General features: G+C 50.9%; 26 protein-coding genes. 17 read left to right on the top strand and 9 right to left on the bottom strand.

The features are described from left to right. Nucleotides 1–109 precede the first annotated feature (109 nt). On the bottom strand, nucleotides 110–607 hold the full coding sequence (locus tag GEV47_RS12780; protein ID WP_153235152.1) for a VOC family protein: 498 nt from the start codon (nucleotides 605–607) through the stop codon (nucleotides 110–112). Nucleotides 608–853: 246 nt separating this feature from the next. Continuing rightward, complete coding sequence (locus GEV47_RS12775) at nucleotides 854–1,663, bottom strand: inositol monophosphatase family protein (RefSeq protein ID WP_153235151.1); 810 nt, start codon at nucleotides 1,661–1,663, stop codon at nucleotides 854–856. A gap of 147 nt (nucleotides 1,664–1,810) precedes the next feature. Between GEV47_RS12775 and GEV47_RS12770 the strand changes: the two genes are divergently transcribed. Beyond that, complete coding sequence (locus GEV47_RS12770) at nucleotides 1,811–2,659, top strand: RNA methyltransferase (protein ID WP_153235150.1); 849 nt, start codon at nucleotides 1,811–1,813, stop codon at nucleotides 2,657–2,659. Nucleotides 2,660–2,802: 143 nt separating this feature from the next. On the opposite strand, the gene lexA is transcribed toward GEV47_RS12770, so the two are convergent. After that, a complete protein-coding gene (gene lexA / locus GEV47_RS12765) occupies nucleotides 2,803–3,492 on the bottom strand; it encodes a transcriptional repressor LexA (RefSeq protein ID WP_153235149.1) in 690 nt (229 codons plus the stop codon). 293 nt (nucleotides 3,493–3,785) lie between these two features. Here lexA and rpsF point away from each other — a divergent pair, with 293 nt between their 5' ends. The 7 genes from rpsF to GEV47_RS12730 all read left to right on the top strand — a co-directional run bounded on the left by rpsF (nucleotide 3,786) and on the right by GEV47_RS12730 (nucleotide 8,575). Further along, nucleotides 3,786–4,169: a 30S ribosomal protein S6 gene (gene rpsF, locus GEV47_RS12760; protein ID WP_153235148.1), complete on the top strand. Its 384-nt coding sequence runs from the start codon at nucleotides 3,786–3,788 to the stop codon at nucleotides 4,167–4,169. A 54-nt stretch (nucleotides 4,170–4,223) separates the two neighbouring features. Beyond that, nucleotides 4,224–4,532, top strand: coding sequence for a primosomal replication protein N (gene priB, locus GEV47_RS12755; protein WP_322741640.1), 309 nt, complete (start codon nucleotides 4,224–4,226; stop codon nucleotides 4,530–4,532). Between the two features lie 56 nt (nucleotides 4,533–4,588). Next, nucleotides 4,589–4,873, top strand: coding sequence for a 30S ribosomal protein S18 (gene rpsR / locus GEV47_RS12750; RefSeq protein ID WP_153235147.1), 285 nt, complete (start codon nucleotides 4,589–4,591; stop codon nucleotides 4,871–4,873). 26 nt (nucleotides 4,874–4,899) lie between these two features. After that, the gene (gene rplI, locus GEV47_RS12745) at nucleotides 4,900–5,352 is read left to right on the top strand and encodes a 50S ribosomal protein L9 (RefSeq protein WP_153235146.1); all 453 of its coding nucleotides are present in this window, start codon (nucleotides 4,900–4,902) and stop codon (nucleotides 5,350–5,352) included. A 148-nt stretch (nucleotides 5,353–5,500) separates the two neighbouring features. Beyond that, nucleotides 5,501–6,889 (top strand): replicative DNA helicase, encoded by a 1,389-nt coding sequence (locus GEV47_RS12740; RefSeq protein WP_153235145.1) that lies wholly within the window; start codon nucleotides 5,501–5,503, stop codon nucleotides 6,887–6,889. A gap of 44 nt (nucleotides 6,890–6,933) precedes the next feature. Further along, nucleotides 6,934–7,560 carry a DUF47 domain-containing protein gene (locus GEV47_RS12735; protein ID WP_153235144.1) on the top strand — a complete coding sequence of 209 codons (627 nt, stop codon included), beginning with the start codon at nucleotides 6,934–6,936 and terminating at the stop codon, nucleotides 7,558–7,560. 4 nt (nucleotides 7,561–7,564) lie between these two features. After that, complete coding sequence (locus GEV47_RS12730) at nucleotides 7,565–8,575, top strand: inorganic phosphate transporter (protein ID WP_153235143.1); 1,011 nt, start codon at nucleotides 7,565–7,567, stop codon at nucleotides 8,573–8,575. Between the two features lie 101 nt (nucleotides 8,576–8,676). Here the strand turns inward: GEV47_RS12730 and GEV47_RS12725 are convergent, their stop codons facing one another. From GEV47_RS12725 to imuA, 4 genes are all read right to left on the bottom strand, one after another. After that, nucleotides 8,677–9,168 (bottom strand): GNAT family N-acetyltransferase, encoded by a 492-nt coding sequence (locus GEV47_RS12725; protein ID WP_153235638.1) that lies wholly within the window; start codon nucleotides 9,166–9,168, stop codon nucleotides 8,677–8,679. A gap of 491 nt (nucleotides 9,169–9,659) precedes the next feature. Beyond that, the gene (locus tag GEV47_RS12720; protein ID WP_153235142.1) at nucleotides 9,660–12,803 is read right to left on the bottom strand and encodes an error-prone DNA polymerase; all 3,144 of its coding nucleotides are present in this window, start codon (nucleotides 12,801–12,803) and stop codon (nucleotides 9,660–9,662) included. A gap of 6 nt (nucleotides 12,804–12,809) precedes the next feature. Further along, complete coding sequence (locus GEV47_RS12715) at nucleotides 12,810–14,279, bottom strand: Y-family DNA polymerase (protein ID WP_153235141.1); 1,470 nt, start codon at nucleotides 14,277–14,279, stop codon at nucleotides 12,810–12,812. Continuing rightward, nucleotides 14,212–14,952, bottom strand: coding sequence for a translesion DNA synthesis-associated protein ImuA (imuA, locus tag GEV47_RS12710; protein WP_228124699.1), 741 nt, complete (start codon nucleotides 14,950–14,952; stop codon nucleotides 14,212–14,214). Before imuA ends, GEV47_RS12715 begins: the two co-directional genes overlap by 68 nt. Before the next feature lie 280 nt (nucleotides 14,953–15,232). On the opposite strand from imuA, the gene GEV47_RS12705 reads away from it, so the two are divergent. The 3 genes from GEV47_RS12705 to GEV47_RS12695 all read left to right on the top strand — a co-directional run bounded on the left by GEV47_RS12705 (nucleotide 15,233) and on the right by GEV47_RS12695 (nucleotide 17,631). After that, entirely contained in the window at nucleotides 15,233–15,790 is a 558-nt protein-coding gene (locus GEV47_RS12705; RefSeq protein ID WP_153235140.1) for a GNAT family N-acetyltransferase, read from the top strand. Between the two features lie 69 nt (nucleotides 15,791–15,859). Beyond that, entirely contained in the window at nucleotides 15,860–16,921 is a 1,062-nt protein-coding gene (locus GEV47_RS12700) for an NADP-dependent oxidoreductase (protein ID WP_228124698.1), read from the top strand. 146 nt (nucleotides 16,922–17,067) lie between these two features. Further along, on the top strand, nucleotides 17,068–17,631 hold the full coding sequence (locus GEV47_RS12695; RefSeq protein WP_153235139.1) for a cysteine hydrolase family protein: 564 nt from the start codon (nucleotides 17,068–17,070) through the stop codon (nucleotides 17,629–17,631). A gap of 183 nt (nucleotides 17,632–17,814) precedes the next feature. Here the strand turns inward: GEV47_RS12695 and GEV47_RS12690 are convergent, their stop codons facing one another. Both GEV47_RS12690 and GEV47_RS12685 read right to left on the bottom strand, forming a co-directional pair. After that, nucleotides 17,815–18,768 carry a SphA family protein gene (locus tag GEV47_RS12690; protein WP_153235138.1) on the bottom strand — a complete coding sequence of 318 codons (954 nt, stop codon included), beginning with the start codon at nucleotides 18,766–18,768 and terminating at the stop codon, nucleotides 17,815–17,817. Between the two features lie 78 nt (nucleotides 18,769–18,846). After that, the gene (locus GEV47_RS12685; RefSeq protein WP_153235137.1) at nucleotides 18,847–20,211 is read right to left on the bottom strand and encodes a DUF1254 domain-containing protein; all 1,365 of its coding nucleotides are present in this window, start codon (nucleotides 20,209–20,211) and stop codon (nucleotides 18,847–18,849) included. A 237-nt stretch (nucleotides 20,212–20,448) separates the two neighbouring features. Between GEV47_RS12685 and GEV47_RS12680 the strand changes: the two genes are divergently transcribed. From GEV47_RS12680 to GEV47_RS12655, 6 genes are all read left to right on the top strand, one after another. Beyond that, nucleotides 20,449–20,658, top strand: a complete 210-nt coding sequence (locus GEV47_RS12680; RefSeq protein ID WP_153235136.1) for a hypothetical protein — start codon at nucleotides 20,449–20,451, stop codon at nucleotides 20,656–20,658. Between the two features lie 228 nt (nucleotides 20,659–20,886). Beyond that, nucleotides 20,887–21,249, top strand: a complete 363-nt coding sequence (locus tag GEV47_RS12675; protein WP_153235135.1) for a 5-carboxymethyl-2-hydroxymuconate Delta-isomerase — start codon at nucleotides 20,887–20,889, stop codon at nucleotides 21,247–21,249. A gap of 156 nt (nucleotides 21,250–21,405) precedes the next feature. Continuing rightward, nucleotides 21,406–21,645 (top strand): NrtR DNA-binding winged helix domain-containing protein, encoded by a 240-nt coding sequence (locus tag GEV47_RS19865; protein WP_407646257.1) that lies wholly within the window; start codon nucleotides 21,406–21,408, stop codon nucleotides 21,643–21,645. Between the two features lie 59 nt (nucleotides 21,646–21,704). Beyond that, the gene (locus tag GEV47_RS12665; RefSeq protein WP_153235134.1) at nucleotides 21,705–23,801 is read left to right on the top strand and encodes a hypothetical protein; all 2,097 of its coding nucleotides are present in this window, start codon (nucleotides 21,705–21,707) and stop codon (nucleotides 23,799–23,801) included. Nucleotides 23,802–24,002: 201 nt separating this feature from the next. Continuing rightward, nucleotides 24,003–24,380 carry a cytochrome c gene (locus GEV47_RS12660; RefSeq protein ID WP_322741639.1) on the top strand — a complete coding sequence of 126 codons (378 nt, stop codon included), beginning with the start codon at nucleotides 24,003–24,005 and terminating at the stop codon, nucleotides 24,378–24,380. 230 nt (nucleotides 24,381–24,610) lie between these two features. Then, nucleotides 24,611–25,195, top strand: coding sequence for a dihydrofolate reductase family protein (locus tag GEV47_RS12655; RefSeq protein WP_153235133.1), 585 nt, complete (start codon nucleotides 24,611–24,613; stop codon nucleotides 25,193–25,195). Nucleotides 25,196–25,333 lie beyond the last annotated feature (138 nt).

Raw genomic sequence — 25,333 nt, 5'->3', positions numbered from 1 at the left:
GGAATGCAAAGCTACGGCGTGTTTACTGAAGTAAACTGGATTTCCGCGTTCGCGGGAATGACGGTGGGGTAAGCGCAGCACGCGATGCCCGCGCTACTGCTTAACCCATTCAAGCTGGCTTTTTACTTGCCATTTCTTTCATGAAAGCAGCCGCACGTTCACGGATTTCTTCTTCGGAGTAATCGGCAATGTGGGTGGAGACGGTCCAGACGTGACCAAATGGATCTACTAATGTGCCAGAGCGATCGCCGTAAAACTGATCTTGCACTGCGCGCATTTCCTTGCCGCCGGCGGCAATGGCTTGTGAAAATAGTGTATCCACATTGTCTACATACAACATGATGCCAACCCCTGTGCCGCCTAATGTTGCGGGTGATTTATTACACGCCATTTCAGGATCGGGAGAAAGAAATTCATCGGCCAGCATGATGCGCGCATTGCCGATTTGAATCTCAGCGTGCCCAATTTTCTTATCGGGACCTTCCATGCGCAGGATTTCGGTGGCACCGAAGGCTTTTTTGTAGAAGATGAGCGCTTCTGCCGCACCTTTTATGGTGAGATAGGGAGTGATACTGGTATAGCCATCAGGAATAGGTTTGACCGCCATGATTGATCTCCAGGGTGATGTGTATGTGTTAAATGCATCAATGTGAAAAAAATAACGTCGTGGTAATGCTGCAACGCGCTTTTTTATCAATGTCCTTTTTTCACCTGGCGCACGTCGCTTGCTAAGGTTTTGAAAGAACTCTATTGATCACTTCATACTGATTGATATCAGCCTGAATGTGCGGCGCTATGTAACATCCCCATTAAGGATAGAACGTCGCACCGCATCATGCTACCTGCCTTACTATTATTTTTTTGCGAAAGGCGATAGTAAGTTGACCATTTGCGAAAAGATCTTTGGGCTACCGGCTAAGACATCGCCCTTGTAGAGATAATCTGACTCGCCTGAAAAATTACCAACAATACCGCCGGATTCCATAATTAACAACGAGCCTGCAGCGATATCCCAAGGCTTCAGGCCTTTTTCAAAGAAGCCGTCAAGGTAACCGGCAGCTACGTAAGCCAAGTCCAGCGCTGCAGAGCCTGGGCGACGCAAGCCTGCGCAATTCTGGCTCATGATACGAAACATTTTGATGTATTCATCCATGACCAGACCTTCAGTGTCGATCCCGCGGAAAGGAAAGCCAGTACCGATCAGGCCATCGGCAACGCGATCACGTTTACCGACGCGGATACGTTTGTCATTTAAGTAAGCACCGGCACCTTTGGTGGCGGTAAACATGTCGTTACGCGTAGGGTCGTAGATGACGGCTTGTGTAATTTGGCCGCGATGTTGCAGGGCGATTGAAACGCAATATTGTGGAAAGCCGTGGATGAAATTGGTGGTGCCGTCGAGCGGATCGATAATCCAGACATTCTCGTTTTCGTCATGCAGATTGTCGGAGGCGCCAGACTCTTCGGCCAGAATCGCATGATCAGGATACGCATTTTTCAACACGTCGATGATGGCAGCTTCCGCGTTGCGATCAACTTCGGTGACAAAATCGTTATGTTCTTTTTTCTCGACTGACAATAAGCCAAGATCAAAAGAGGCGCGAGTGATGACCGCGGCACCGCGACGGGCGGCCTTGACGGCCGTGTTGAGCATAGGATGCATATTCTGAATTCGATTCCGTTAGAATGGCGGCACTGAGCGCTTTATCTCTCTAATTGAGGGATAAATGAAAGCAGAGCCACCTATATTAAATAATAATGAACGATGCAGATAATTGGTTGTGAATTATCCGCGATACCTCTATTTTAAATGAACCTGACCAAAACCAACATGCCTGTTTTTGATTCCTTGTCGAATCGACTATATTCTCGACTACGTTTTGTACTGGTTGAAACCAGTAGCCCCGGCAACGTCGGCGCTGCTGCACGGGCCATTAAAACCATGGGATTTTCCGAATTGGTATTGGTAAATCCTCGTTTTCCTGATGTGTTACAGCGCGAAGAGGCGATTGCGTTTGCGAGTGGCGCACAGGATATTTTGGAATCGACCAGGATAGTAGATAGCGTTGCGGCTGCATTGGAGGGTTGTAATTACGCCGCTGCATTGAGTGCACGGTTACGCGAGTTTTCACCACCAGTGGTGGCACCCAGAGCCTTAGCCACGCAATTAACGGCGCAGCTTGCCAGCGACGAGAATTTTCATGCTGCATTGCTGTTTGGGAGTGAGCGCTATGGCTTGCCAAATGAAATCGTGGAAAAATGTAATATTTTAATCAACATTCCAGCAAATCCAGTCTATACCTCACTTAACCTGGCGCAAGCGGTGCAGGTGTTAGCGTATGAATGTCGTATTGCGGCAGAAACTTCCAGCGATATTGTTACTAATAGTGTTGCCAGTATTGCAAATAGCAACACTGGTAGCGGCGACGACATAGGATTCAAAGGACAGGCTGCGAGCCTGGCTGAGATTGACGGCATGTTTTCTCACCTAGAGCGTGCTTTGATAGAAATCGATTTTCTCGACCCGGCACATCCGAAAAAACTGATGTCGCGGTTGAAACGCTTATTTTCACGGGCTGGGCTGGAAGCTGAAGAAGTAAATATTTTGCGTGGCATTGCCAATCAAATTTTGACCAAGAGACGCCGGCTGGATCGTTAAATTAGTCTAAACAATCAATTTGAAGCCCATCGTCATCCCCGCATGGGCGAAGATGATGATGGTGAGTTCATCTGCAGAACTTGCAATTGAAATTCAAAACGGTTTTTAAACGCATTGCAAGGGCGCGACAGGTCGTGCTCTTTTTAATTCCAGCTACGCAATAATCCTACCGCCAAACCTTCGAGTACAAAATCCTCTTGATCGCTCGTGACTACAATAGGCTGAAAATCCGGATTTTCTGGCAGCAGCTGTATCGTCGTCCCGGTTTTTTGATAGCGTTTCACCGTCACATCGTCACCTAAGCGAGCAACAACGATTTGCCCATTTCTGGCGCTGTCGGTTTTCTTTACGGCCAATAAATCGCCTTCAAGTATCCCGGCGTCGCGCATAGACATGCCACGTACTTTTAACAAGTAGTCAGGTCTGGCACTGAAAAGCGCAGGGTCAACCTGATATGTTGATTCAATATGTTCCTGTGCCAGTATTGGCGAACCAGCGGCAACCCGCCCAACCAATGGCAAGCTCAGTTGCATGATGGCAGGGTGAGGCAATGTAAGCTGCAAATGCTCCGTACTGCGACTCTTGGGGCGTGAGCTGATGCTGTTCAAGTCATCCGCGTGTCGGGCGATCAGGCGTATGCCGCGCGAAGTGCCGGGAGATATTTCAATGGCACCTTTTCGCGCCAATGCCTGCAAGTGTTCTTCTGCGGCATTGGCTGAGCGAAAACCAAGCTCTGCGGCGATTTCTGCGCGAGTGGGAGGGAAGCCAGTGTTTTCTATTGCATCCTTGATCAAATCAAGGATTTGCTGCTGTCTGGCGGTTAGTTTGATCATGGTGTTGGTTAGCTGTGTATATAAACAGTCTGTATTTTTGTACAGTCTTTGTGATAAAGCAAGTGAATTTACCTGCAAAATAACTTAAGTTGAGTCGTTTGCTTAGTGAAAGACCAAGTAGACCAAGTGCGCGGCGGGTAAGTCATTGAAAATATTGAATAATGGTAGGGATTAATTCAAATGAGGCGTTGAGTTTTGACAAGTTTGGCTGTATAATTCCGCGTTTTCCTCTTCCCACACTCGTCTTGACGCCGAGGTGGGCGATTTTTCAATCAGTCCATAAAGGAGTTTTCATGCGTCATTATGAAATAGTATTTATCGTACATCCGGATCAAAGCGAGCAAGTGCCTGCAATGATCGAGCGCTACAAAGGCATCGTCACTACACGTGGTGGCGTTGTACATCGCGTTGAAGACTGGGGCCGTCGTCAATTGGCATACCAGATTCAAAAACTGGCGAAAGCACACTATGTTTGCTTGAACATCGAATGTGATAGCGAAACCTTAGCTGAAATCGAAACTGGCTTCAAATTCAATGATGCTGTTTTGCGTCATTTGACAGTCAAGTTGAAAAAAGCTGAAACTGCGCCGTCGCCAATGATGAAATCTGTGCAGAAGGAAGATGCTGCTAAGAGTCATCGTGCTGAAGCACCGGCCGCGCCAGCAGCTGCAGCTTAATTCATTTCCAGATATTTATACGTACCCGCAGGTGCTTTTAAGCGCCATTAAGGAGTGAGCCTACCAAATAACAACGTGTTTCAACTGGTTGCCGAAATCGTCGAGCGAGAAGTATTGCGCTATACGCCAGCAGGCATCCCGATCGTTGCAGCAACTTTGCTGAATCGTTCAGAGCCAATTGAAGCAGGTGTGCGACGTCAGATTGAGTTTGAAATTGCCGCGCTGGCCGCGGGTGAGATTTCAGGGCAATTCGATAAAGCGGTGTTAGGTGGGAAGTATCACTTCACAGGATTTTTGGCACGTAAGAGTCGCAACGGTAAAACTCTGGTATTTCACATCACTGAATTTGCTGCTATTGATTGAGTTAATTATTAATTACCTTAGCTAGAGCAGCATAATATTTTATACAGGAGCCAAAAATGGCATTCGGTAAAAAGTTCGATAAAAGCAAACTGAAAAACAAGCGTCCACAACAAAACCCATTATTCAAGCGTAAGAAGTTTTGCCGCTTCACCGCTATGCACGTTGCAAGCGTTGATTACAAAGACGTCGACACCTTGAAAGATTTCGTTCAAGAAAACGGCAAAATCATGCCAGCGCGTTTGACCGGTACTAAGGCAATCTATCAACGTCAAGTAGACACCGCGATCAAACGCGCGCGTTTCTTGGCTTTGTTGCCATACACCGATCTGCATCACGCTTGATCGACGACTTGAATTAGGAGAAAAACATGCAAATTATTCTGTTAGAAAAAGTCACTAATGTCGGTAATCTTGGTGATGTAGTTAAGGTTAAAGATGGCTACGCTCGTAACTTCTTGATCCCGCAAAAATTGGCTCGTCGCGCGACAACTTCAGCAGTTGCTGAATTTGAAGCAAAGCGTGCTGAACTGGAAAAAGCAGCTGCAGCTAAATTGGCAGCAGCGCAAACCCAAGGCGAAAAATTGAACGGTTTGACCGTGACAATTTCGCAAAAATCTGGCGTTGATGGTCGTTTGTTCGGTTCCGTTACTAATGCAGATATCGCAGAAGTATTGACCAAACAAGGCTTCCCAGTTGAAAAAGCGCAAGTGCGTTTGCCATTAGGTCCGTTGAAGATCGCTGGTGAGCACGCTGTTGCCGTTTCTTTGCACACTGACGTAGTGGTTGACGTAACTGTTGCTGTGGTTGGTGAGCACGCTTAATTGCGCGTACTTATTTGAGGCTTCAGCCAAGGTTGAAGCCCCTGATCATAAAAAAGCCGGGTTTTCCCGGCTTTTTTTGTGACTTTTTTGTGACTTTTTTGTGTGGTGCAGCAATGTGAGGGAAGCTTAAGCAGGTATAATTCGCGCCATGAACGCACCCCCAGATCCCCAGCTAGATTCCCTTCGTGTCCCGCCACATTCCATCGAGGCAGAGCAATCTGTACTGGGTGGACTGCTGCTTGATAATGCTGCCTGGGATCGCATTGCCGATTTTGTTCGGGCAGATGATTTCTATCGCTACGATCACAGAATGATTTTTCAGCACATTGCCAAGCTGATCAATAACACGCGGCCAGCTGACGTCATTACCGTTTTCGAATCACTGAACAGCATTGGTAAAGCCGAGGAAGTCGGCGGGCTGACTTATCTCAATGCGCTCGCGCAAAATACTCCCTCCGCCGCTAATATCCGCCGTTATGCCGAAATCGTGCGTGACCGTGGCGTCTTGCGTCAACTCATTACCGTTTCCGACGAAATTTCTGGACAGGCTTTTAGCCCGCAAGGAAAAGAAGTCAAGCAGATGCTGGATGAGGCTGAATCCAAGATTTTTGCAATCGCTGAAGAAGGCTCGCGCGGCGCATCCGGTTTTCAAGGCATTCAACCGCTGTTGACACAAGTTGTCGAGCGTATCGATGAGCTGTATAGCCGCGATAATCAAAGTGAAATCACTGGTGTTCCAACCGGTTTCGCCGATCTGGATAAGATGACTTCCGGCTTGCAGCCTGGTGATTTGATTATTGTTGCAGGGCGCCCATCGATGGGTAAAACTGCATTTTCGATCAATATCGGTGAAACCGTCGCCATTGAGAGCGGCTTGCCAGTTGCCGTGTTTTCAATGGAGATGGGCGGCACACAGCTGGCAATGCGTATGCTTGGCTCTGTTGGAAAGCTGGATCAACATCGTCTGCGTACCGGTAAGCTAAATGATGAAGACTGGCCAAGATTAACGCATGCGATTCAAAAAATGAACGATGCGCAGTTGTATATTGATGAAACGCCAGCCTTGAGCTCAATGGAGCTACGAGCGCGTGCGCGTCGTTTATCGCGCCAATGCGGTAAATTAGGCCTGATCATTATCGATTATTTACAATTGATGACGGGTAACAGCCAAGGTGAAAACCGTGCTACCGAGATTTCTGAGATTTCGCGTAACTTAAAAGGGCTGGCGAAAGAATTGCAATGTCCCGTGATCGCTTTGTCACAGCTTAATCGCTCTTTGGAGCAACGGCCGAACAAACGTCCTGTCATGTCCGATTTGCGTGAATCCGGCGCGATTGAACAGGATGCGGACGTGATTTTGTTTATCTATCGCGACGAAGTCTACAATCCCGATTCACAAGAAAAGGGAACTGCAGAAATTATTATCGGTAAACAGCGTAATGGTCCGATTGGGAGCATACGTTTGACCTTCTTGGGTCAATACACCAAGTTTGATAATTATTCAGGTGCTTTGGCGGCACCATATGGCGGCGATTAATCGCATTCCCGAAGTTGAGTTTTAATTAAGAAAAGAGAGTAACCATGTTTGGACGACTGATGCCCACCGAGGGCAAATTTTTTGATCTCTTTAATCAGCATGCTGAATTGTGCGTAAAAGGGGCAAAAGAAATGGTGGCGCTGATGACCAATTTCGATGACCTGGAAATTCGTGTGCATGCGATCGAAAGCATTGAAAAAGAAGCTGACAAAGTTACGCATACTGCGATCGACATGCTGCACAAAACGTTTATCACGCCGATAGATCGCGATGACATTCATCAGTTGATCACACGTATGGATGACATTCTTGATTTGCTCGAAGATGCGGCGCAAACCATTTCGCTGTACGACATCAAGGCGATCACGCCGGAAGCCAAGCGACTGGCTGAATTATGTCTGGCATGCGCTGAGAAAGTTAAAATCGCAGTAGGTTTGTTGCACAACATGGACAACTCGGGCAAGATTTTGGATGTTTGCCAGGAGATTGACCGTTTGGAATCGGATGCCGATCATGTGATGCGTGCCGCCATGTCCAAGCTGTTCCGCGATGAACCCGATGTCCGTACTTTGATTAAACTCAAGGCCATTTACGAAATTTTGGAAACTGTGACTGATCGTTGCGAAGATGTTGCCAATATCATCGAAGGCATCATTGTAGAGAACGCCTAATCACATGCAAACTCTTCACATCAGTATCTACGTTCTAGCAGGACTCATCGCATTGGCGTTGGTATTCGACTTCATGAATGGTTTTCATGATGCGGCCAATGCCATCGCCACCGTGGTTTCTACCGGTGTACTCAAGCCGCAGCAAGCCGTCGCCATGGCAGCGATTTTCAACTTTGTTGCGATTGCTATTTTCCAATTGCACGTTGCTGCCACAGTCGGCAAGGGCACCATACATCCCGAAGTGGTCGACCATTACGTGGTGTTTGGGGCACTGGTCGGGGCTATTTTCTGGAATATCATCACGTGGTATTACGGGATTCCTTCTTCTTCATCGCACGCATTGATCGGTGGTCTGGTCGGTGCTGCAGTGGCCAAGGCTGGCACCGGTTCATTGATTGCTTCCGGCTTGATCAAAACTATTGTCTTCATCGTTTTGTCACCGCTGTTGGGCTTTGTTTTTGGCTCCATCATGATGGTGCTGGTATCGTGGATATTCGTAAAATCGACACCGCGTAAAGTGGATAAATGGTTCCGTCGTCTGCAACTGATTTCAGCTTCTATGTACAGTCTGGGTCATGGCGGTAACGATGCGCAAAAGACTATCGGGATTATCTGGATGCTGTTGATTGCAGCCGGTGCGACCAGCGCTTCGGATGCGTTGCCACCATGGTGGGTGATCTTGTCCTGCTACAGTGCGATTAGTTTGGGCACCTTGTTTGGCGGCTGGCGTATCGTCAAAACCATGGGACAGAAAATCACGAAGTTGAAACCAGTCGGCGGTTTTTGTGCTGAAACAGGTGGCGCGATTACCCTGTTTTTGGCAACGATATTAGGTGTGCCGGTATCGACTACGCACACGATCACCGGCGCGATTGTCGGCGTTGGTTCAGCGCGTAAAATGTCGGCGGTCCGCTGGGGCGTGGCGGGTAATATTGTATGGGCCTGGATTTTCACGATTCCGGCATCCGCTTTTGTTGCCGCGATTGCCTGGTGGATTGGGGTGCATATTTTGTAATGCATAGCCGTATTCGGCGATGCCGGGTACGTCGAGCGAGTTCGTTTAGCGGGGCAGGGTTTTCAATTGAGAACCTTGCCCCGTTTTACGTGATAAGACCATTAACGCAAACGCGCCATATGATAAACACTCACAAATTCTCCGTTGCGAAAAGCGTACTGCGCTGATTCGCCCTCAATAATGAAGCCATGCTTCTTGTAGGTAGCGATGGCAGCAGCGTTGTCAGTGAATACAGTCAGTTCAATCCGAGTGATATTGAGCCAGTTATCTGCAAGATCAATCGCAGCAGCGAGCAATTTACTGCCGACTCCTTGACCTTGATAGGCATCTTTTACTGCAATACCAAAGCTTGCGACATGCTTGCGTCGCGGCCTTTGATTTGCCTCCAAACCTAACTGTCCGACAATGATGTTATCAATGACGGCGACCAGACTGTACACGCCCACTGGTAATTCACTCAGCTGTTTTTGCCATTTTTTTAGTGTCGGAAAGGGTAGTTGCAGCGTCCCGGCCATCGCCTTGGGACACGCATAAATATCTTTTATCGCTTCAATGTCTTCTGCTTCACTATGCCTTATGTGGATCTCTTGCATGATTGCCCTTTGAGAGTAGTTCACTGTGCGATCTTGAATTTCAAGATTCAATTTCATTATGCTTGCGTTGGCGCATGCTGAATACTACGCAAGCAATACTAAACAACAATAAGAATAAGTTCAGACATCTCAGGAGCGTAGGGTGATCTGTACTAAAAGTGAGATACAAAGGCGATATAGCAAATCCCATTGTCGAAATGAATAAAAATATCGCGATTGTGAGACTTAAAGCAGCTGCGGCAACGAGTGTCGTTTGTAGTTTTTTCATGTCGTCGCTTTAAAAATGATAAATAGATGCAATCACTGTTTTTTTAAATCCGACCAGGACGGCATTGCATGTTTACATGCACTGTAAAAATAATAGACAACTGCACATAGTGCAATACCTAAATCGCTACCGGCAGTTATAGCCAGCAGTATGCGAATCATTGAGGCGCCCCAAATCGGTCGACATATAACCACGCGGTACCTGTCATTTATCCATTCCGGTATCAGCAAAAATCCCTGCTATGAGTAGTCAACTCCCCCAGCAAGTGAGACATATCCACCAGCCGCATCGCCACCAGATGCTGGACGCCACCTTTGCTCTGCCAACGCCCATACACCGCTAACATCGCCGAGTTGTACACCTCGTTGCGGAAGTCTTCCACCAGTTTGGGCCAGACGATTACATTTACCGTCCCGGTTTCGTCTTCCAATGTGATGAAGATCGTCCCTTTCGCCGTCTGCGGCCGCTGCCGTACCGTGACGATGCCGCAGCCCCTGACCAGAGCACCATCGCCACAGGCATTCAGAGCATCGGCGGTCAGCAGTTTTTTTGCGCTCAGCTGATGCCGGAGTAGTGCCAACGGATGGCGGTTCAGCGTCAGCCCGGTACTGCGATAGTCGTCGACTATGGTCTGGCTCTCGGTCGGCGCTGCTAGTTCCAGGTGCTCTTCAGCGACTTTGGCTGGCCGCAATAAGTCCTTGTCCGGGATGCTGACTGCCGATTGCCACTGCGCCTGACGCCGGTTGCCTGCCAACGATTTCAGCGCGTCTGCGGCGGCCAAGGCCTGCAGCGTCTTGCGACTCAATTGCGCGCGCTCCGCCAGATCGCTGACGCTGGCAAACGATTTGATCGCCCGGGTTTCTTCGATGCGCCAGGCGGCATCCTGCTCCAGACCTTTCACATTATTCATACCCAGACGTACTGCGGCATGTTGCTTATCGCTTTTCTCCAGCGCGGCCTCCCAGCCGCTGATGCAGACGTCAACCGGCCGCACTTCGATACCGTGTCTCCTGGCATCCTGTACCAATTGTGATGGTGGATAGAAGCCCACAGGCCAGCTATTCAGCAACGCAGCCAGGAAAGCGGCTGGTTCATGGCATTTCAGCCAGCTACTTGCATAAGCCAGCAGCGCAAAGCTGGATGCGTGCGATTCCGGGAATCCGTATGAGGCAAATCCGCGGATTTGCGCGACGATAGATTCGGCGAATTCCGGGGTATAGCCGCGCTCGGCCATGCCGGTCCGTAGTTTGGCGTCGAACTGCTCCAGGTTGCCCTTGCGCTTCCAGGCGGCCATGGCTCTGCGCAGCCGGTCCGCTTCTCCGGGCGTAAAGCCAGCAGCAACCATCGCGATTTGCATCACCTGCTCCTGAAAGATAGGCACCCCCAATGTGCGCTCCAGTACAGCTTCCATCGCCGGACTCGGATAGCTGACCAGTTCCTCGCCGGTGCGTCGGCGCAGGTAGGGCTGGATCATGCCGCCCTCGATCGGCCCAGGTCGGATGATCGCGATCTCAATCACCAGGTCGTAAAAGGTACGCGGCTGCATCCGGGGCAGCATAGCCATCTGCGCGCGACTCTCGATCTGAAACACGCCGACCGTATCTGCCTGGGAGATCATGTCATAGGTCGCCGGATCCTCGGGCGGGATGTCGTACAGTTCGAAGCGTTCGCCACGCTGTTCCGACACGATGTCCAGTGCCCGCCGCAGGCAGCTCAGCATGCCGAGTGCCAGGATATCCACCTTCAGCAGCCCGACCGCATCCAGATCATCCTTGTCCCACTGCACAATACTGCGGTCGATCATCCGAGCCGGTTCAATCGGCACCAGCCTCGACAACTTACCGCGCGAGATCACGAAGCCTCCCGGGTGCTGCGACATATGGCGTGGGAAGCGCATCATCTTATCGGCGATATCCGCCCATTTGGCAGCGATCGCCGAATCCGGATCGAATCCGCAACTGGCTAATCGTTCCATCAGGTCCGAAGTACCACCCCAGCCGTCGCGCGCATCGTTCACCTTATCAATGATGGACTGGTCCACGCCCAAGGCCTTGCCGACGTCAGTCAGGACACTCTTGACACGGTAGCTGCGGACGACTGCCGTCAGTGCAGCACGAACCCGGCCGTATTTATTGTAGATGTACTGGATGACTTCTTCGCGGCGCTGGTGTTCAAAGTCGATATCGATATCCGGCGGTTCGTTGCGCTCCGCACTGATGAAGCGTTCGAACAGTAATGTGCCGCGTGCGGGATCGACTTCCGTGACGCCCAAACAGTAGCAAACGGCAGAATTGGCCGCCGAGCCGCGGCCCTGACACAGGATTTTCTGACTACGGGCGAAGCGGACGATATCGTAGACCGTCAGGAAATAGGCTTCGTACTGCAGTTGCGCAATCAGCGCCAGTTCATTCTCAAGCTGTTGCTGAACGTTGGCTGGGATACCACCGGGAAAGCGCCAGTTAGCGCCGATATAGACTTCCTTGCGCAGGTAGCTGGTCGGCGTCTCGCCGGGCGGTGCCAGTTCTTCCGGATATTCGTATTTCAGCTCATCCAGGCTAAAAGTGCACAATTGCGCGACTCGTAGCGTCTCTTCCAAGGCCTCCCGCGAGTACAGGTTGCCCAGCCGTAGTCGGGAACGCAGGTGCTGTTCCGCATTCGAGGCCAGCCGGAAGCCGCATTTTGCGATCGGTAGTTTGTGCCGTATAGCGGTCATCGTGTCCTGAATCGGTTTGTATGAGCGAACATGCATGCAGACATCACCGGTCGCCACGACAGGCAGGCTATATTCCTCGGCGACTTCAGCGACGAGCGCCTTGTGTTCGTCGTCCTTGGAGCGGTAATGCAGACTCAATGCGATCCTGGCTCGACCCGGCGCCGTATGCACCAGCCAGGCCGCTTGTCGGGACAGCGTTTCCTGATCGATACCGTACGCCGGTGCCAGGATCAACTGGCAGTCCGGCATCCCGCGCAGATAGAACAACTCACCGCCGGGGTTGGCGATATCTTCCGGTTTAACCAGATAGCTGCCTTTCTTGCCACGCATGCGGCCGGCGGTGATCAGCTCGCACAGATTACCGTAGCCGTTCTTGTTCATGGCCAGCACGATCAGATTGAATGGCGGGCTATGTTCTTCGGGAGTGACTAACATCTGGCTGCCGATGATCAGATGCAGGCCCAGGTCCTTGGCCGCGACATGCGCCTTGACGGCACCGGCAACGCTGCATTCATCGGTGATCGCCATTGCCGCGTATCCGAGCTTGGCTCCGCGCTCGACAAGGTCTTCAGGGCAGGATGCGCCGCGCAGGAAGGAATAATTGGAGACGGTTTGTAGTTCGGCATAGGCTGGCAGGATGGAAGGAGCAGCCATGATCGTTCACGCAAACAGTCCGTGCAGGTACCAGCGGCTGTCCGCTATCCGTTCCAGATAGACCCAGTAACAGGTACCGTCTACCCCTTGGCCGACGTAGTAATCGCGCGCTGCCAATTTGTCGTCAAACCACCCAGACTCGATTCGCTCCGGACCGCTGATCAGTTTCAGCGCCGAGCCATAGAAGGGGCGCTCATCGCGTATCAGCAATTGGATGGGTTTGTCCAACAGCAGTGCTGGTCGCCGCAGCGGCTCGGGTTCTTCGGTCTTCCGGGGGCGTTTGTCGGTTACCGGCATCCAGCAATTGGCTGTTTCGGGTCGATGGTCGGCCTCGCCAACCAGAGTCAAGACATTCTCTTTGCCGAGACGTGCCACCAATAGCTCCACCAGACGATGGAATTCTTCCGGCGAGCCGCCGGGCTCCGGGAATAGCGATTCGGTCGGCGGTAGCATTGCAGTGAGCTGGGCGGCGTCCAGGCGCAAGGCGATCACCGGCGCGATCAGTTCTATCCGGCCCAGGCGTTCCTTCAACAGGCGGACCAGATGCTCCTCGCGCCAGGCAGGCTCGGCCAGAGCTACTTCCAGTTCGGTCGGCGCAATCGCGGTGCGGCCGCGCTCATGCTCCATGGTCAGCACGAACCGGGTCACCGCCAGCTGGTGTGAAACCAGCCAGCCGACCAGTTGCAAGATCAGCCGGTGGGCGCCGATCAGCAGCGCGTCCGCATGTTCGATACGATCGTGCGTTTCCACCCGAGCTGAGAACAATTGCGGGGTCTTGATCCATTCGAACAGCTCGAGGGCTTCACCATAGGCTTTATCGAGGGATTCCAATAGCTTTTCGTTGGTGCGTCGCTGCAGGCCAGCGCGTGGTAGCGCTCGCAACTGGCCTAAGCAGTCGCAGCCTATGCCGCTGAGCCAGTCGGCGTAGATGACTGCATTGGGTAGCAAGTCACATGGGAGTTTATCCAAGCGGCGCGCCATCGTGTCCATCTTGATCGCGCGACGCCGGACTGGAAGCTTGCGGGTGGATCTCGCTCTAGCCAGTAGCCAGGCGCCCAGTGCTGTCGGCGCAGTACCGATTCGGGCAGTGAATCCCAGTGCCTTGACGTTGGTCTGCAGGCACCTGCACAGCGCTAGTTGGCCGCCGAACAGGCGCAGGCTCGCGGTGACATTGAGCAGGATGCTGAAATCATCCTGGATCGTGACTTCCGGCGTAAATTGCAGCAGCGCCATGGTGATCGCGTCGAAAGCGATTGCCTCCTTGTGGAGGTCACGCTCCAGCAGGACCGTGCTCGGTGAAATGGCCGACACGCTGCCGCGGCGCATGCCAGGGCGAATACCGGCGGCGGCCGCTTCGATGGAGACGGTGAGCACGCGGTCCTGGTCCAGAAGCGCGTACTCAGCAGGTTCACACCAGCAGGGTCGGAATGCTTCGAGCGGCAGCGATGGCAGGTGCACGCTGATCCATAGGCGCATGTTCGATTTCCTGAATGTGGCGGGTGGTTGGCATATCCGGTAAAGGGATATACAAGGTTTCTTCCGAAGTCGGGCCGCGGCGTTTGACGATGTCGACGCTGACACCGCCGAAGGCCGGCCGCAGCGCCAGACGCAATGGCGCCGGCGAAGTATCTTGTCGTGCGGAGATCGGGCGTATCAACCAAAACACCGTATCGCCGGACTGGGCGGCCAGATTCAGACGGCGCAGCGCTTCAGTACGGATATTGTTTTGCCAGAGGATGAGGGCGCCGCAACTGCCGTTTTTCAAGATCTGCTCGGCGCTCCACAATGCATCAGCGGTCGACTTGGCTTTCATCCAGAACAGGCTTTCGGGGCGCAGGCCCCAGCCATGGAAGGCGGCACCGTGGGGTAAGTGTGGCGGCTGAATCAGTGCGATACGTTGGCTGCGAGCCAAGGTGCTCAATGTCGGTTTCAACAGTTGCAGTTCGCCTATGCCGGCTTGTTGGAGTAGCAATTCAATCAATGTGGACTTCGGCCATCCGGCGTTCGGCAATTCGCCGTCCAGGGCTGTAAAGCCGGATGGCAGCGTTGATGTCCGGCAGGTCGCCATCTCGTTCGCCCGCCATAAAGCATTCGGCATCTGGGCGATGGCGTTGGCGGCACCCGCCGACATGGTTGAGACTATTGCCATGTTCTCTCCTCTTGCGTGGTGAATTAGAGAGCTTTTAATAACTCTGAATACTGTGCATGCATACAGTATAAATGAAAGAATTAAAAAAGTTTATAGGCGGGTGAAATTTAATTTATCATTTCTTATTGGCAATAAAATTCGCGAGCTAAACAGACTTAGCTGCAAGACGACACAGATGTTGCAGCGAGTGCAGGATTGCGGATGACGTATATGAGCACTCAAAACGCTCTCATTTTGTTGTGTGATATTGGACGGTGATAACGTGAGATCAATAAAAGACATGGATCTTAATATTCGTGCGTGCGTGACGGATTTGGAAACTAGTCGTTTACATCTTCGGCGATTCCAGTCTGGAGATGAGGACGCATTATTTCGAGAATATTGCGGAGACGCGGAATCTTCGAAATATCTGCAACGAGAAGTGCATTCGAACATTGATCAGACGAAAAAAATGCTGGACGCTTGGTGCAATATAAGATGGAGCGATAAGAGCCCGGGATTTGCTTGGGTAATTAGTTACCGTGAAACAAATATGGCGATTGGAATTTTTTTGATTTGCTTCGAAGGAGGCACTTGCGAGATACATTTTGGAATTGGCCGCCGTTTTTGGGGGAAAGGTCTGATGACGGAAGCCGCGGGAGCAGGGTTGCTTTTTTTGGAGCAGAGTGGTTGTTTTGAGAGAATCTGGACAGCCTGCGATATTGAGAATATCGGTGCGCACAGAGTCCTTGCGAAACTTGGGCTCCAGCAGGAAGCACTGCTGGAAAAGTGGTTCGTGCTGCCCTCATTCGGCGACAAAGCCAGGGACTGCTTTCGCTTTTCTCGTGTCTATAGTTAGTGTTTTGAGAACGTACTAAATCCGTATTTTTGAACGGAATTTTTGGTATTTAGGCTCACTGAGGTACGAATGATGACGACTCCATTAATTACTATTCCAAATAGTATGCAGGCATTTGTATTGAAGGCTTACGGTGGCCCGGAACTGACAAGCCTTGGGCAAGTGCCTGTACCCGTGCCTAACGCGAGGCAACTTCTCATCCGCGTCAGAGCTGCAGGACTGAACCCCGTGGACTTCAAGATTCGCAAGGGCGACTTGCGAATCGTCCAGCGTTATCAGCTGCCAGCAGTGCTTGGCAACGAACTGGCGGGTGAGGTAGTCGCATGCGGCGGACAGGTGCATCGTTTTCACATTGGCGACCGCGTGTTCGCACGCGTTGCCAAGGAAAGAATGGGAGCTTTTGCGCAGTTCGCGATCGTCGAGGAGGATCATGCGGCCCAGCTACCGGCGAGCCTCGACTTTGCAGCCGCCGCTGCCATACCCCTTGCCGGACTGACCGCTCTTCAGGCACTGCGCGATGAATTGCGCGTTGAGAAGGGACAGTGCATCTTCATTTCCGGAGGCGCTGGTGGTGTAGGTAGCTTCGCCATACAGATCGCCAAACACCTTGGCGCCCAAGTCGCGACCACAGCGTCACCGCGCGGGGAAGCGCTGGTACGGCAACTTGGAGCTGACATTGTCGTCGATTACACGAAAGAAAAGCCCATGTCAGTTCTGTCAGAATTCGATGGTGCATTCGATTTGCTTGGCGGCGATACCCTTGAACAGGCTTTCGCCATAGTGCGTCCAGGCGCAACCGTTGTGACGGTTGCCGGCATTCCGGAGCCGCTAACCGCATCGAAAGACTTGGGGCGCGGGTTTGGTTTGCAGGCATTGTTCTGGTTCGCAAGCTTCTTGTTGCGGCGTCACGCCAGAAAGCATGGCGTGCACTACCGCTATCTGTTCATGCACCCGAGCGGAGCAGACTTGGCCGAACTCGCTCGCCTCGTTGATGCAGGTGTGATCAAGGTGATCGTCGACAGCGTTTATCCGTTTGAAAACATCATCGACGCGATGGCCAAGCTTGAATCGGGACATGCAAAGGGAAAAATTGTTGTCACAATGCCGGAAATCTCTTCAACACAGAAGTAAAAAAAATGAATGACTGCTCTTCGGAATCTCGTCCAGCAGTTCCGGCTGAGAAGCAAAACAAATAAGTGAAATTTTTAGAGACGGCTCGCGGTCAGGAGCGCCGCTCGATCCAACTACAATATACTTTTCATTAGGTGCCGCGAATCATGGAACAGATAAATAAAAATGCAGCTTTGCTCATCATCGACATGCAACAAGGCATCAAACACCCTAAACTTGGCAAGCGCAACAATCTGCAAGCAGAAGAAAACATGGTATCGCTGTTGACGTCATGGCGATTGACTAAGCGTCCCGTGGTGCATATCCGACATGTATCCAGGTCGCCTGAGTCTGTATTCTGGCCCGGTCAATCGGGTATTGAATTTCAAGATTCGTTCATTCCGCTGCCGGACGAACACATAATCGAAAAAAATGTTCCCGATGCTTTTGTTGCAACCGGATTGGAGCGTTGGTTGCATGTGCGAGGAATTTCTCATCTGGTGCTGGTCGGCGTCGTGACGAACAATTCAGTCGAAGGGACAGCCAGGTCCGCTGGGAATCTGGGCTTTAAAACTATCGTTGTCGCTGACGCTGCGTTTACTTTCGATCAGCGTGATCTCAATGGTCGTATTTGGTCGGCAGAAGACGTGCATGCGCTCTCGCTGAGTAATATTGCTGCGGATTACGCATCAATTTGCACGACAGCGGAAGTGATAAATGGCCTGCAATAAGTCAATGGTTCGGTTATCAATGCGTGCTTGTGTAATGACATCGCCGACGATCCCGACATGATTCGCATCTACGAAGCTTAGAGTGCCTTTAGTTAGTCTCTTGCGCAGAGCATTCCTCTTTTGCGCAATTTTTCTTCAATTCCGGTAGCCACGCAACAAGGACACAGGGAGCGTGGCCCCGGATCAAAAGGCTACGGTCGCTGTTGCCATCACGGTGTCCGTACTCGACGGCCGGTTCTTGCTACTTACTGTCGGGATCCAGCGCAGAGCGAAGCTAAGTGGTGTTTTGCCGCTGAGCTTCGTATCATAAGTTATGATCGGTCCGACCGCCCAGTCGTAGCCGCGAAAGCCATTGAGCTTGTCCGCAGTCGGGCCGCTGTCGTTACCAAGTTGCTGGACCGTACCCACGACCAGGCCGGCGCCGACGCCGTTGGCGAAACGTTTGAGCCCCATGACGTCGAGGGTAAACAGGGGAGCGTTCTGATAGTCAGTGGCGTGGTTGCGCGTATAGAATTCGACACCCGCCGTTGCGTCAAATTCCATACCGCTGGAGGGAAGGAGCTTGGTATAGCTGACGGTGGGGATAAAGGTCCAGTTATTCAGACTGACGTTGGCCAGACTGGTCGGATCGTACTTGCCGGTGGGAGCCCATATATTGAGGCTCAAGGCAACGTGATCAGTTGAGGAAAAGTGGTATCCGGCGATGATCGGCGCGAAGGTCAGATCGAACAGCCCCGACGCTTCCTGTTTCACGCTGCCCGCGCGGGTGCCCACACCAAGCGTTGCGCTTGCACTGGTCCAGGCATAGGGAAGCGTCACGCTTGACGCAAAGTTCCATCGACCGGGTCCTGTATCCCATACTTTGAGCAGTGTCGCAAGCGTAAACGAGACTTTGGCATCTAGGCCAAGAGTGGCCTTGCCCGCTATCGGCACGGAGTGGCTGGCGCTGATGGTACCATCGTAGTAGATCTCGGCCAGGTTCACGATCCAGCCTGGCTCGGGCGGAATGATCCCGGCATCATTTGTCACGCCAGAGCCGGAGATGGGGCGACCAAGCCCCCCTTCGGTGCCGTACGCGGTGAACGGAAATCCCAGCGTTACAACGACCACAGAAGTGCCACAGATTCTCTTGAACATATTCCTTTCCCCCTGAATAGTTTGCGTCGTTTTTTTCTGCTTTCTTTGCACATTTAAAATGGCAAATTCTGCACTCCTTTAATTTATCTTCTCGATATCCGGTAAGACCCAAGTCTTTTCGAACAATGCCTTCTCTGGACCATAGAGACGGAACAAGACTTCAAAGCTCCCGCCGGGCCGGGTCGGAATCCAATTTGTTTCCTTGCCGCTGGGCGCGTTCGGCCCGAAATAGACATCCACGGAACCGTCGACGTTCTGTTGGAGCCCGGGGTTCTGCGAGGAACGACTGGACCACTGCAGATCGCGAATGAAACCATGCGTTGCGCGATCGTAAACGGTAGCAGACCAATACTGCGTGACAGGCGCCTTTGCCGGCACTGTCAGACGGTAGGTGCTACCTCCATCGAAGTTCTCGCCGTCTTTATCCTTGATTGTCATCAGATAGAACTGCCCGGTTCCCAAGTGCTTCGCACTGAAGAATCCCATGGAGTAGGTGCGGGCTCTGGAATCGATGGGATAGGTGTCGGGATTTGCGAACAATGTTGCATTTCCCTCTATAACATCGGGCGTTGCTGGTATTGCCCATCGACCGGTTTTGAAAAAAGGCGGCTGAAAAAGAGTTTCATTGTATAAGTCCAACCAGGCGCGCGCCTCACTGGCGGCCGACTTGAGGATTTCCTGGATGGTGGCATCGGGCTTGAAAGCCTTGCCTTTTTCGATGCCGAGCGATTTGAGGTGATTGATCATCACTTTGTCCCGCGTCAGCCAAGGCTCAATTTGCACAATGCGGTCGAGCGACTGAAAGTAACGTAAATCGTACGGGATAGTGGCGTCGAATACGACATCGATCGCATCAACGAATATGGTCGCAGGTGGATTGGCAGCCTGCGAGAGAGGATAGAGTTTGATTCGCTTGCCGTAGGCGACGGCCTTGGTAATATCGGCCTCGCTGCCACCCTTCAAAATGGAGCGAAGAAGCGCGTAACTTTGATAGGTATCGGACGGTAGCGTGATATAGCCATCGGGTGTGCTGTTCTTATACCCAGGCGGCAGGATCAGATACTTACCCCCTTTACCTTTGTCCACACCGGCGGTCCCCACGTCTTCCAAGGCTGCCTGCCAGGCATCGTCTACGCTCCCGGTTATCGAGCCATCGTCGGCGGGAGGGATCTCGAGCACCATCGGACCGACGTCCTTCGTGTTGATAAAAGGCATGATGTAGATCGCGTCGGGGTTAGGTGTCAACGTCTGATTTTTCCAATCAGGGAGTCCTGACCAGTAAACGATTTGGTTGTATACACCTTTAGTCTCGCGGACCATTGCTTGATACATGAGATCGTAGTTAACTGCTGGCATGCCCCAAATTACCGCCTCAAAGGCGCGGCGCTCAAGCATGCGACGCTCAAGCTCAGCAGAACCGAATACTGGTGGTGCTGTTTCCATGGTGAATCCTCCCATTCTGGTTGAAATGCAAAGATAAGTTACGGTAGCAAAGAAAATTACGACTCGCTATTGCCCTTTAGGGCAGACAAAGATCGCGGCCCGGAACCCACTGAATTTTGAAGAAAACGTAAGCGTTGGAAGATGTCTGTGCAACAACGGAGTGAGTTCGGACGGATAGGTAAGTACCCATATGACTGAATGAATGCCAACGTATGAACCTTGGAGGCATCTCCGATAATGCAATTAAAACCGCTATCTACCAGCGACTGTCAGCGGAATGGCATCGGTAAAATCATAGACCGCAGTGTTGAGCAGCTTCCTCGTTGCCTTGTTTATATCTATGGGAAAGCTGTTTTGATAATGGCTTTGGAAAGCAAGCTAGAGAATGAGCCAGATGAAAAAGTAAAACACGGGCATAAAACCACGCGCTGGCGGATTGGAGATTAGTTCCGATATTTCATACAGTCGGTATCGGCCAGGAGCTGTCGTTGAGAATGAGTCTTCAAAGCAGACAGTCGGGTGTGTAGGGTGTATGCTTGCCTGTCCATCGCAAATATCAGACCCGACGTTCCAACGGCCGCTCGCATGTGCGTTTAGAATGCGTTCATCAATCATTGACCTACGCTAGCGATCGGGAAGAGCCGTTTGGCGGCGTTATTAATTGTTAGGAGCAACATGCCTCACCTCACGCTCGAATACACAGACAACTTACATCAGTTTAATGCCGACAACGCTTTGCTGGAGCTAAATAAAACTCTCGTTGCTTCCGGTCACTTTGACGAGATCGACATTAAAAGCCGCGCCGTTCGACTCGGCACATTTCTTGTCGGCACATCACCGCAAGACCGAGGCTTCGCATATGTAAAACTAGCCATCATGAGCGGTAGGTCAACTCAAACGAAGCGTGAGCTTTCGGAAAGCTTGCTGCGCATACTGAAGCAGGTCTGTGGGGCGCCCACTAATTCAAATGTTCAGCTTTGCGTTGAAGTTCAGGATATCGTACGGGAATCTTACACAAAGACTAGCATTGGCCCTTAATCAGTCTGGAAATGCGATGGCCAACTATCGGCCAACAGCGGCCTTTCGCAGGCATCAGCAAACTGTAGTGAAACTATTTTCAAACGAAGCTAATGGTTGAGCGTAAGTGAATTGCCCAAGCTATTGATTGCTTTCGACCATCGACACATCATTGATATGGCGCAGCAGCGGCTTCGACAGAAAACCTTGTATTCGATGATTCCAGTATTCTGTTTGCCTGAAAAATTCAGCATCGGCCAATTGATCAAGGTGATTGACGCAATCATCGAAAAGCCAATTCAAAGAAAAAGTTTAATGCGACGGATTGAAGCATCAGAAATGTTCGAAATTTCCAATGAGAAAATATCTTCTGGGGGGGCGATTGGCGCAGCTCTATGCACTGAAGCCAGGTGTTGATATTGTTAATTTTGAACGAAATTTAAGCGTTTAACGCGAGAGAAATCCTTAAGGAAAACATGATGGCATTTAACGCCCCTGCGCCGATTCCCGGATTATCAGACACCAATGGATCCAGGGAAGTTATCGGTGATCTGTCATCTTTATACGCAGCCGGACAAGGCGATACCGTTGCAGGCGCCGTTTTGGCAATACTCGACAAACACGCGATAGCTCTCGATACGCAAAGTTATCCAGCAAACCTCTATGCTGAATCGTTGCTGTACATGGTGTATTGGTTCCATCGCCTGCGTGACCCCATCCGCAAGCATGGCATCGAAAATTGCATCGGTAAATATCTGAACGTGGATCATCAATCCGCGGTGGTGAACGCGTTGTTGTCCGATCAAGAACTGAAAATTCAGGCCAGGCAGCGAATCGATCGGGGAGTCATGGTTCGTAAGACTGTCGACGTACTTGTGATGCGGGAAGGAGAGCACGGGCGGGAATTCTTGACGGTGAACCGGACGTTTTTTCCTGAAGGCATGTCGCTGCCGGGCGGCTTACTTCGGGACGAAGATGAACAAAACGAGATCGGAATTCCGGCCAACATTTTTGCCGCGCTAAGGGTAACGAGCAGCAAAGTGTTCGGATCAGTAACACCAGAATATGGCATCGCAGAATTAGACGGGCGTAAATACTATTTCGTCCGGAGCGAAGCTGGAAAAGAAGCGCGAATCTATATGGATAGAACCATTTCTCACGGCTATCGCGATCACCTTAAAGACATCGCTTTACCGTCAGATCCGCGCCATATCGTTGATACGGTTGGATTCCTCGTAGAAATCCTCGAAACGGAAGGAGTCGATGGCCGGTGGCTCTCCGAGAGCGTGATTACTACGCCGAACGCGAAAGAAGGCTCCTTTGCTTTCGGTCACCATAAACAGATCGCCGCTGCGCTCATTGCGAAAAACTTTACTAAAACGCTGGGAGTTTCTCATCATGAATGGATACGGGAAACGGTAAAAAACCCATTGGATGTTTACCGTGGATTACGGGCACGGTTTGCGTCGAATAACGACAACCTGGATACGCCAATTCTGGAATTGTTGCCGGTGGTCGAATACGTTCGCAGCCAGATGATGCTATCTGGGATAGAAGAGAAGTGCCGCGACAATACCGCACTTGCGTCGATGCGTGACCAGTTGCTGCACAAGCTTCACCACGTTACGATCCAGAATGGCCCGATGTGTCCTTATGCGCCGACGCTGCGTATCTTGTTTGAAGCCGTAGGCTTTTTTGATGTGGCCTGCCGTATCGAGAAAGATTTGAGCATCCACTTTCAAAAGAAGTACTGGTACCGGTACGAAGAGCTGATGCATCGGCTTCCCGAAGTGTTCATCATTCCGACTTTTGATAACATTTCCGCCACCGATCTCATGAAGATCCGCGGCACTCCAATCTATTTCATAGGGGTATCAACGGAGCCTGTGTATGTTGATGAGTTCTGGCAGTCTCCACTCGAATTTCTCATTCATGATCTTAACCATGCCTGGAAGATGATGGACATGGATGACAGGTTTTTGGAAAAACAAACAGATTTGAGCAGGGACGAGCTCATGAATGAATCCAATGAATTCATCCGTGAGTACTTTCCGAGTATCGCCATCCAAAAAACAGATACGGAACAACAAAAGGAAATGAAGAAGCTCAAGAAAATTCTTTTGTTTGAAGTCAGTCATGAAGACGCCAGGCCCCTGTTGCCGAATATCGTCAATGAGGCGCTTCTGGAAGATGAGGGATACGAGTTTCCAGACAACGTCGTCCGTTACGACGAAGGCGCGAATCAGGCCTATTTGGAAAAGCGCACCATTCCTGGCATCACTGCGCTTTCTTACGTCAGACACAAATTGCAACACGGCTTCTTTGACCAGACTGACTCGCAGAACATTCAGATAGTATCGCCAAAATATCGGACGGTAGAGTGGATTGTGAGAGCAGCGGAAGAATTACTGACAGAAATGCATGCGAAAATTCCTCCCGCTGTTCAAGCGGAAGGATTGACGGAGTACCTGACGCGGCAAGCCTGTTCCCGAGGTCCCACGATTCTTCACTCGCTAGAAAATTTAGACCCCGTTGTGGGAGAGTATGGGGATGGAACGATTATTCAGGCGTAGTTATTGACCAGCGGCTCTGACGATACAGAGAAATCAAGCTACGGCTCTTTTCGGGCAGAAGCGGCCATCTATCAATTGGTATAGCTCGTAAGATGGAAATCGCTTCATGAAGGGCCGCCGCAGTTGCACTCCAAATTGACCTGCCAGTGTGTAGACCAGTGACAGGAAGTATTTTTTACGAGCTGTTAGGGAGTTGTATACGTGAAAGCGAAAATAGTCTTCATTGCTTCGTTAGGAATTTTATTTTTTCAAACATCGCTATCTTTTGCGAATACTGGTAATGGGAAAAATATTTATTTGGCGAGATGCGCCATGTGTCACGGAGTAGATGGCAAAGGCACAGGGGCATTAGCCAATAAAAGCAATCCTCCTACACCTGACCTTACAACGCCCGCTTTCAAAAAACGACTAAGTGATTATCCTGGTGTTATCGTGTCATCAATAATACTCCGTCCAAACGGAGACTTGATTCCAAAGACTTTGCGAGAAAATGGCATAAAGCTGTCACCGTACCCGTGGACGATCAAAGACCTACGGGATTTAAATGAATACATGATTGGTGTGATTTCAAAAAAGTGACGAATTCAAGATGCGAGGTAGGCGACATGCCCTCCCATTTGAATTAGTCTCAAGTTTGGACTCCCATCCATTGAGTGACTTCTCAGGGAGGCGGATTCAACCGGTCGCGATGGGCGCAAAACGGCCAGCAACGGTCATTCAACATTCGTCCCATCATCGTCCATGATAGAGAACCAAATACTGGCGCGCCTTGCAGGCTATGTAACCAAAATGTAATCAAGGAGAAAATCATGCGAAAAATCGTTTCGTTTGTACATGTGTCACTGGATGGTTTTGTTGCCTCCACCGATGAGGGCATGGCTAGCCTGGGCTGGATAAGTTTGAGCGACGATATGTTTGGATATGTGGAGCAGCGGATTCAGCAGACCGACACTGCGTTATACGGGCGCGTCACCTACCAGATGATGGAGTCGTACTGGCCAACCGCTGCCGAGCAGCCCAACGCCAGTCCGCATGACCGTGCGCATTCGCGTTGGTATAAAACCGCCCGAAAAATTGTGTTATCGAAAACCTTGTTGGAAAAAAATCATCCTGATATCCAAATTATCAGTAGCAATTTAAGCGATGAAATCAGCAAGCTCAAGCACAGCGCGGGCAGCGAGATTTTAGTGTTTGGCAGCCCCTCCGCCACTCACGCGCTGATGGCGGAAAACCTCATCGACGAGTATTGGCTATTCATCAATCCGATTCTGCTGGGGCAGGGCATTCCCTTATTCAAAAACATTAAGGACAGAACTGCACTCACGCTGGTGAAAAGTAAAATTTTTGCGTCGGGCGTGGTGTGCCTGCACTACGAGGTAAAACGAAATCAATGATGTAAGGTTGTGATTTTTCATTGTGGTATTAGGAAGCTATCTGTCTCTTATGGGGCGAACTCGCTCATTCTCGAAAGACCGAAATCAATTCATTGTGGGTGGTGCTTGCTGAAATTATTTAATTATGGGATATTGAAC

The organism is Glaciimonas soli, from assembly GCF_009497155.1.
Classification (GTDB): Bacteria; Pseudomonadota; Gammaproteobacteria; order Burkholderiales; family Burkholderiaceae_D; genus Glaciimonas; species Glaciimonas soli.
This window is presented reverse-complemented; position numbering and strand designations above follow the sequence as displayed.

Excerpts from the sequence above, each read along its gene's own strand:
- GEV47_RS12780 (WP_153235152.1), bottom strand. The coding sequence starts at position 607 with ATGGCGGTCAAACCTATTCCTGATGGCTATACCAGTATCACTCCCTAT.
- GEV47_RS12775 (WP_153235151.1), bottom strand. The coding sequence starts at position 1,663 with ATGCATCCTATGCTCAACACGGCCGTCAAGGCCGCCCGTCGCGGTGCC.
- GEV47_RS12770 (WP_153235150.1), top strand. The coding sequence starts at position 1,811 with ATGAACCTGACCAAAACCAACATGCCTGTTTTTGATTCCTTGTCGAAT.
- lexA (WP_153235149.1), bottom strand. The coding sequence starts at position 3,492 with ATGATCAAACTAACCGCCAGACAGCAGCAAATCCTTGATTTGATCAAG.
- rpsF (WP_153235148.1), top strand. The coding sequence starts at position 3,786 with ATGCGTCATTATGAAATAGTATTTATCGTACATCCGGATCAAAGCGAG.
- rpsR (WP_153235147.1), top strand. The coding sequence starts at position 4,589 with ATGGCATTCGGTAAAAAGTTCGATAAAAGCAAACTGAAAAACAAGCGT.
- rplI (WP_153235146.1), top strand. The coding sequence starts at position 4,900 with ATGCAAATTATTCTGTTAGAAAAAGTCACTAATGTCGGTAATCTTGGT.
- GEV47_RS12740 (WP_153235145.1), top strand. The coding sequence starts at position 5,501 with ATGAACGCACCCCCAGATCCCCAGCTAGATTCCCTTCGTGTCCCGCCA.
- GEV47_RS12735 (WP_153235144.1), top strand. The coding sequence starts at position 6,934 with ATGTTTGGACGACTGATGCCCACCGAGGGCAAATTTTTTGATCTCTTT.
- GEV47_RS12730 (WP_153235143.1), top strand. The coding sequence starts at position 7,565 with ATGCAAACTCTTCACATCAGTATCTACGTTCTAGCAGGACTCATCGCA.
- GEV47_RS12725 (WP_153235638.1), bottom strand. The coding sequence starts at position 9,168 with ATGCAAGAGATCCACATAAGGCATAGTGAAGCAGAAGACATTGAAGCG.
- GEV47_RS12720 (WP_153235142.1), bottom strand. The coding sequence starts at position 12,803 with ATGGCTGCTCCTTCCATCCTGCCAGCCTATGCCGAACTACAAACCGTC.
- GEV47_RS12715 (WP_153235141.1), bottom strand. The coding sequence starts at position 14,279 with ATGCGCCTATGGATCAGCGTGCACCTGCCATCGCTGCCGCTCGAAGCA.
- imuA (WP_228124699.1), bottom strand. The coding sequence starts at position 14,952 with ATGGCAATAGTCTCAACCATGTCGGCGGGTGCCGCCAACGCCATCGCC.
- GEV47_RS12705 (WP_153235140.1), top strand. The coding sequence starts at position 15,233 with ATGGATCTTAATATTCGTGCGTGCGTGACGGATTTGGAAACTAGTCGT.
- GEV47_RS12700 (WP_228124698.1), top strand. The coding sequence starts at position 15,860 with ATGATGACGACTCCATTAATTACTATTCCAAATAGTATGCAGGCATTT.
- GEV47_RS12695 (WP_153235139.1), top strand. The coding sequence starts at position 17,068 with ATGGAACAGATAAATAAAAATGCAGCTTTGCTCATCATCGACATGCAA.
- GEV47_RS12690 (WP_153235138.1), bottom strand. The coding sequence starts at position 18,768 with ATGTTCAAGAGAATCTGTGGCACTTCTGTGGTCGTTGTAACGCTGGGA.
- GEV47_RS12685 (WP_153235137.1), bottom strand. The coding sequence starts at position 20,211 with ATGGAAACAGCACCACCAGTATTCGGTTCTGCTGAGCTTGAGCGTCGC.
- GEV47_RS12680 (WP_153235136.1), top strand. The coding sequence starts at position 20,449 with ATGCAATTAAAACCGCTATCTACCAGCGACTGTCAGCGGAATGGCATC.
- GEV47_RS12675 (WP_153235135.1), top strand. The coding sequence starts at position 20,887 with ATGCCTCACCTCACGCTCGAATACACAGACAACTTACATCAGTTTAAT.
- GEV47_RS19865 (WP_407646257.1), top strand. The coding sequence starts at position 21,406 with ATGGCGCAGCAGCGGCTTCGACAGAAAACCTTGTATTCGATGATTCCA.
- GEV47_RS12665 (WP_153235134.1), top strand. The coding sequence starts at position 21,705 with ATGATGGCATTTAACGCCCCTGCGCCGATTCCCGGATTATCAGACACC.
- GEV47_RS12655 (WP_153235133.1), top strand. The coding sequence starts at position 24,611 with ATGCGAAAAATCGTTTCGTTTGTACATGTGTCACTGGATGGTTTTGTT.